The sequence below is a fragment of the Chroococcidiopsis sp. TS-821 genome (assembly GCF_002939305.1).
Classification (GTDB): Bacteria; Cyanobacteriota; Cyanobacteriia; order Cyanobacteriales; family Chroococcidiopsidaceae; genus Chroogloeocystis.
In genome coordinates this window covers 1-467 of the sequence record NZ_MVDI01000036.1, presented here as the reverse complement: position 1 = coordinate 467, position 467 = coordinate 1, and the positions used below count along the sequence as shown (strand labels likewise).

Sequence of the window (467 nt, the reverse complement as noted above, 5' to 3'; positions counted from 1 at the left end):
GGCTAAACAACAAGCGGCTTTTGCTGCGGAACGCGATCGCTGGGTTGCGGCGGGAGAGTTTACCCGTCAAGAAAGGCTTCAACAAACCGACGAAGAAACAATTGCTCCTGAAAATGTGCTTTCTGACGGGGTGGAGGCGATAGTAGCGCACGTTTCGGCAAATGTCTGGCAAGTGCTTGTCAAAGGTGGCGATCGCGTTGCGTCTGGCGATCGCCTCGTCATTTTAGAAGCAATGAAAATGGGAGTGGCGGGACTTGCCGAAGATAGCGGTACGATTACCAACGTCTTTTGGCAACCAGGACAAACAAGGACAGCTGGACAAATTTTGGCAGCAAACCAACCTGATTGAGATTTCCCTACTTCATAGCTTTGTCAGGGCAACGGACAAGGGGAACCAAAACTCTATGCAAATCCGATGGTTACAAGACTTGGGTTTGCTGCAACACCGGCAATGTTTCTTCTAAGTC

The 467-nt window shown here is 50.1% G+C and carries 1 protein-coding gene; it reads left to right on the top strand.

What is annotated here, in order from left to right; genetic code table 11:
• Positions 1-349 (top strand): acetyl-CoA carboxylase biotin carboxyl carrier protein subunit (locus B1A85_RS23345; RefSeq protein ID WP_146087217.1); only part of this gene is annotated, 349 nt, incomplete at its 5' end.
• Positions 350-467 lie beyond the last annotated feature (118 nt).